At 58.6% G+C, this 5,318-nt stretch carries 4 protein-coding genes and 1 pseudogene; 4 read left to right on the forward strand and 1 reads right to left on the reverse strand.

Annotation, left to right across the window (positions count from 1 at the left end):
- Positions 1 to 547: 547 nt before the first annotated feature.
- From WCA53_RS14290 to WCA53_RS14305, 4 genes and pseudogenes are all read left to right on the forward strand, one after another.
- Positions 548 to 652, forward strand: a pseudogene (locus tag WCA53_RS14290) (IS6 family transposase); the annotation flags it as partial.
- A gap of 178 nt (positions 653 to 830) precedes the next feature.
- Entirely contained in the window at positions 831 to 1,388 is a 558-nt protein-coding gene (locus tag WCA53_RS14295; protein WP_423911316.1) for an SDR family oxidoreductase, read from the forward strand.
- 101 nt (positions 1,389 to 1,489) lie between these two features.
- Positions 1,490 to 3,403, forward strand: coding sequence for an FAD-binding monooxygenase (locus WCA53_RS14300; protein ID WP_423911318.1), 1,914 nt, complete (start codon positions 1,490 to 1,492; stop codon positions 3,401 to 3,403).
- Positions 3,404 to 3,406: 3 nt separating this feature from the next.
- On the forward strand, positions 3,407 to 3,847 hold the full coding sequence (locus WCA53_RS14305) for a MarR family winged helix-turn-helix transcriptional regulator (RefSeq protein ID WP_423911320.1): 441 nt from the start codon (positions 3,407 to 3,409) through the stop codon (positions 3,845 to 3,847).
- A 645-nt stretch (positions 3,848 to 4,492) separates the two neighbouring features.
- Here WCA53_RS14305 and WCA53_RS14310 read toward each other — a convergent pair.
- A complete protein-coding gene (locus tag WCA53_RS14310) occupies positions 4,493 to 4,873 on the reverse strand; it encodes a hypothetical protein (protein WP_423911322.1) in 381 nt (126 codons plus the stop codon).
- Between the last annotated feature and the right edge of the window lie 445 nt (positions 4,874 to 5,318).

The following is a 5,318-nucleotide window of genomic DNA, read 5'->3' on the forward strand; positions in this document are numbered from 1 at the left end:
TCTTAATAGTGGGGTATTTGGTGAAATTCATCGAACACAATCGCCCCTGTGAGGCGGCTGAAGGTGTCGAAAACACGCCACGATCACCGCTCGTGCAGGCCAGAAATTCAAGTTCATGCCGGTCCACGAAACGATCGGCCCGATCGCTGAGTTGTGGGCTTTCGCTGCGCCTAATGCGCGTGATCGAACGTACGTTTCCGGGGGGCTCACGATTCGGACTTGTTCGTTCGATGGCTGCGGCGCACGATCAATGAAATCAAAGACTTGTCGTTCGTGCGTGATGACGCCCTGGGTGCCCTTTCGCGGGAAAGCGCATCCTTTCCCGTAAGGCTTTGCGGGCAGATGGCGTACATTTCCGTTCGAATCCTGAGGATACCCCGATTTGCTGTTGATTGGATGCGGGACGGTCATCGCAACGCGCATCGTCCGCGGCATTCTTCGTCATATTTTCCCGTTTCAGAATGTTGCCTCTTTTGAATTCTCAGTGGGTGGTTTAGCGGGTCAAGGGCTGGCGTGAGCCCGGCGAAGTGAAGCTGAATCGATAAGCATTGTCCTGTCCGGCATTGACCTAATGCATATGATCAGGAAGAGGCAGATGAATACCGGGAATGGAACTCATCCGTCTGCCGCCGAGCAGTTTTATTCGACGGTTATGTTAGCAATGCTTATTATATATGGACTGCTTATCAAGATAGGCCTTATCACGACACAACCCACGGGCGCGAGGGCCGCTACTACGAGAACGCGCAGCACTTACGCGAAGCGCGCGCTTAGACCTTCACGGTTTGGGAAAGGGTTTCGTGCGCCCGCATGGCGGCTAAGGCGATCGATTGTCAATCGCACTCGGTGGTCTCGACGTGCTCGTCAACAATGCGGGTATAGCCGGGCGGACCGCAAGTGTCGCGGAACTGGATTCCGACGCGTGGGAAGCCGTGCTTCGCGTGAACCTTACTGGAACGTTTACCGTGACGCAGCAGGCGATTCCGCTACTCAAAAAATCGAACTCCGGCCTCATTCTCGTCATGTCGTCGCTTGCCGGGCGCTTCGGTTATCCGAATCGAAGTCCTTACGCGACCACGAAATGGGGCCTCATTGGCTTCACGAAGACATTGTCGCGCGAACTCGGTGAGTTCGGCATCCGGGTCAATGCGATCTTGCCGGGCGCCGTCGAAGGTCCACGCATTCAACAGGTGCTGAGCGGACGCGCCACAGCCAGCGACCGATCGGTCGAGCAGGAAAAAGCGGTAGCGCTTGCCAACCAGTCCATCAAGCGCTTCGTTGATCCAGCCGACATCGCGGCGCTCGTGGTGTTTCTTGCATCTGATGCAGGGCGCTCCATTTCCGGTCAAATGATCCCGGTCGACGGGGACTCGCAAAGCGCTTCGTGATCTCAGGGTAAACGGCAGAGTTGCCATAATTTCTTGGATATAGTTGGTGTACGGAGTATATTCGCTATCAAGGTAGTCAAGACCAAACGGAGGAAGACATCATGCAATTTCATCTCAACGGTTTTCGCACCGACGATCCGATGATCGAACCGGCCGCCGATGGCGCGCCTCGGGTCGACATGCCCGATGCGGTCGATGTGCTCATCGTCGGAAGCGGGCCGGCAGGACTGGTGCTCGCGGCACAGTTATCGCAGTTTCCGTCGATTACGACGCGCATCGTCGAACGCCGCTCGGGGCCGCTGCTCATGGGACAGGCGGACGGCGTTGCCTGCCGGACGGTCGAGATGTTCAATGCTTTCGGACTCAGCGATCGTCTGCTGAGAGAAGCGTATTGGGTCAATGAGACTGTGTTCTGGAGGCCGGATCCCGATGACCGTGACACGATAACGCGTACCGGACGTGTTCAGGATACCGAATCAGGCCTGTCCGAGTTTCCACATGTCATCGTGAATCAGGCGCGCCTGCAGGAGTATCTGCTCGATTTGATGCGCCGGTCCGCGCAACGACTCGAACCGGATTACGATCTCGAGGTCGTCGACGTGAAGCGCGATGACACCGACGACTATCCGGTGCACGTCACGTTGCGTCGAACGGATGAAGCGCGGCTTGGTGAAGAGGTCACCGTGCGCGCGCGTTATGCCGTGGGTTGCGACGGCGCCCGAAGCCGCGTGCGTGCGGCCATCGGAGAGACGCTGGCCGGGGACGCCGCCAACCACGCGTGGGGCGTCATGGATGCGCTCGCCGTTACCGATTTCCCGGACATCCGCCTCAAGGCGGCGATCCAGTCGGCAAGCAAAGGCAATCTGCTCATCATTCCGCGAGAAGGCGGCTATCTTGTGCGCTTCTACGTCGACCTCGGCGAAGTCACGCCGGAGAATCGTGACACCATCAAGCAAACTACGGTCGAACGCATCATCCAGACCGCGCAACGCATTCTTCATCCTTATTCGCTCGACGTAAAAGAGGTCGCGTGGTTCTCGGTGTATGAAGTCGGACAACGCTTGACCGAGCGTTTTGACGATGCCATCGCGGCCGATGGAGCCACGCGCGAGCCACGCGTGTTCATCGCGGGCGATGCCTGTCATACGCACAGCGCGAAAGCGGGTCAAGGCATGAACGTGTCGATGCAGGACTGCTTCAATCTCGGCTGGAAGCTTGGAGCAGTGCTGCAAGGACGCAGCGACGCAAGCCTGTTGCGCACGTATTCGGATGAACGGCAGCCTGTCGCGCAAGAACTCATCGCTTTCGACAAGGAATGGTCCGCGATGATGGCCGCCCCGCCGAAGGACCGCAATCATCCCGAGGCGGGCGGTGTCGATCCTGAGGAACTTCAGGCGTATTTCGTGCACGCGGGTCGATATACGGCGGGCGTGGCGACGCGTTATCGGCCGGGTGCGCTGACGGGCGAAGCGACGCACCAGTCGCTCGCGAGCGGCTTCACGATCGGCACGCGCTTTCATTCGTCGCCCGTCGTTCGCATAGCCGATGCAAGGCCCATGCACCTCGGTCACGTGGCACGCGCTGACGGCCGGTGGCGCCTGTACGCTTTCTCGGATGCGAGCCGAAACGCACTCGAAGCGCTCTGCGAGCATCTCGCGACGTCTCCAGAATCCGTCTTTCGTCGCGCCACACCAAGCGATGCCGATGTGGATAGCGTTTTCGATCTGCGCGCCGTGTTGCAAGAGCCTCATCGAGAAGTCCTGCTCGAAGATCTGCATGCGTCGTTGTTGCCGCGCAAAGGCCGATACGGCCTGATCGACTACGAGAAGGCATTTACGAGTGACGCATCGACTGATATCTTCGATGAGCGTGGCATCGACCGCGAGCGGGGGGCGCTCGTCGTAGTCCGTCCTGACCAATACGTAGCGCATGTGCTTCCGCTCGACGCTTTTGCCGAATTGAATGCATTCTTGCGGCCCATTTTTCGAACCGATCCCATTTTGCAGAACCGCTAGAAAGTGCCAGCCAAAATCGATAGCCCTGACGCGCTTTCCAAATTCACCGGCAGCCTCGTCCGCCGTGCTCAACAGCGGCACTTGGCTGTATGGCAGAGCGAGGTCTCCGCCGAGATCACGAGCGTCCAGTACGCGGCGCTCGAGATCCTGCGGAGGACGCCGGGAGTCAACCAGCGCCAGCTCGGCGATGAGCTCGACGTGGACCGATCGACGATTGCCGATCTCGTCGCACGCATGGTCCGCAATGAATTGATCGAGCGCTCCGACGATCCCGTTGATAAGCGTAGCTACGTGCTGTTTCTCACGTTGGCTGGCAAGGAGCAGCTTTCGACGCTGCGCCCGCGCGTCGAGGAAGTGGAGCGCATTCTGACTGCGAAGCTGACGCCGGTCGAAGTTCGAGAGTTGCGACGCATGCTGTTGGCGTTGTTGCCGTTTGACGAATAGGGCATTCTCGAATCACGGAACTGTTTCGATGCCCAAGCAATGACCCTCGAACGCACGGCGATCTGAAACTTCGCGAGAACTATTGTGCTTGGACGACGGTGCCCAGCAATCTAATGGACGACCAGCCGCCGGAGCCAGTGGTGACTCTCCTCGAGTCCATTTGGCAGAGGTCGTTGATGGTTACCGGTTCCTGTTGATTCGCGGTTGACCGAATTGGCCGATGGCCGGCCAGCAAGACCAGCCGTCGGATGACCGCTGTACTTCAAAACGCGACGATAGGGCCATGATCGGACGACCGACCGCAACGGGTCGATCAGCGTCATTCGAATCGGTAGGTCGCCATCTCCTCGGCTACCGCGCGAGGCTACATTCAATCTGAAGCCGAACCAAGTCAGCCGAGCACACCCCGTCCGAATGACCCGAATTCTCGCCTCACACGGCATGCGCACATGCTTAACCCGGTTTGCCGTTCTCATGGAAAGTCCATCGTTAAGTAGGCCTTTCGAGTTGGTCCCAGACCTCGGTGGTGGCGCCCGAACTGAAACGATAGCGATAAATGCTTTCGTGGCGCTCGCCCCCGATGAGGCGGGCGCGGGTCCCCCCAAACCCCGATGTTATCGGGCCGTTACACCGACACCTGTTGGATCAGGTGATAGCCGGGATGTTCTGCCAGGTCGACCACACAGCGCCGTCATTGCCGGTCGTGAAAAGGTCGAGGTGCGTGTCGTTCGATCGCCACAGGGCGGTCACAGTCACGCCGCGCTGCATCTTGACTTCGTTGTGCACGAGGAACCAGGGCTCCCAGCCCGTCGTTGCCTCCCACGAGGTTGACCACACGGCGCCGTCATTGCCGGTCGCGAAGAGGTCGAGGTGGGTGTCGTTCGATCGCCACAGGGCGGTCACAGTGGCGCCGGGCTGCATCTTGACTTCGTTGTGCACCAGGAACCAGGGCTGCCAGATCGGCAGCACCAGGAACGTCTGGACGATTTCGGCGCTTGCCGCAGAGCCCAACTCGCCGTACGTCACGTTGGATGACCCCTCGCTGTTGGCGCCTGAGGTGCACGGCGGAAAAGTGTTCAGGACAGTCAGCTGTTGACTGGAAAATAGGAAAGGCGAAATGTCGGCTTGCCGCAGGGGCACGTTGTGCACCGTGTGCAGCTTATGCGTCTAATCAACACGTTGCTAAAGCCCTTCGCCTTGGCCACCGAACCGAGAAATCGAACGGCCCTATCAGCCTTGATTTTCAACCGCACCCTTACCTGAAAGGTGCGGCCCATCGTTCGGTCTCTTGTGTCGTCGGTCACCGTCACTTGTTCGTACATGCTATTCCGCCTTTGGCTCAGCATCCGATCTGATTTTTGGCGCTCGCCTTATCGAAAACAACTATATCCTCTGATCGAATCGTTTAATCATCCGTGTGATTCTCAATTCCGACCGACGCAAAAATTCTTCTCCGATTGAAGGCCGCTAT

It is taken from the genome of Caballeronia sp. (genome assembly GCF_049581465.1).
Classification (GTDB): domain Bacteria; phylum Pseudomonadota; class Gammaproteobacteria; order Burkholderiales; family Burkholderiaceae; genus Caballeronia.

What these genes read in the sequence shown, in the direction of transcription:
- WCA53_RS14300 (WP_423911318.1), top strand. Translation starts at nt 1,490, where the DNA reads ATGCAATTTCATCTCAACGGTTTTCGCACCGACGATCCGATGATCGAA.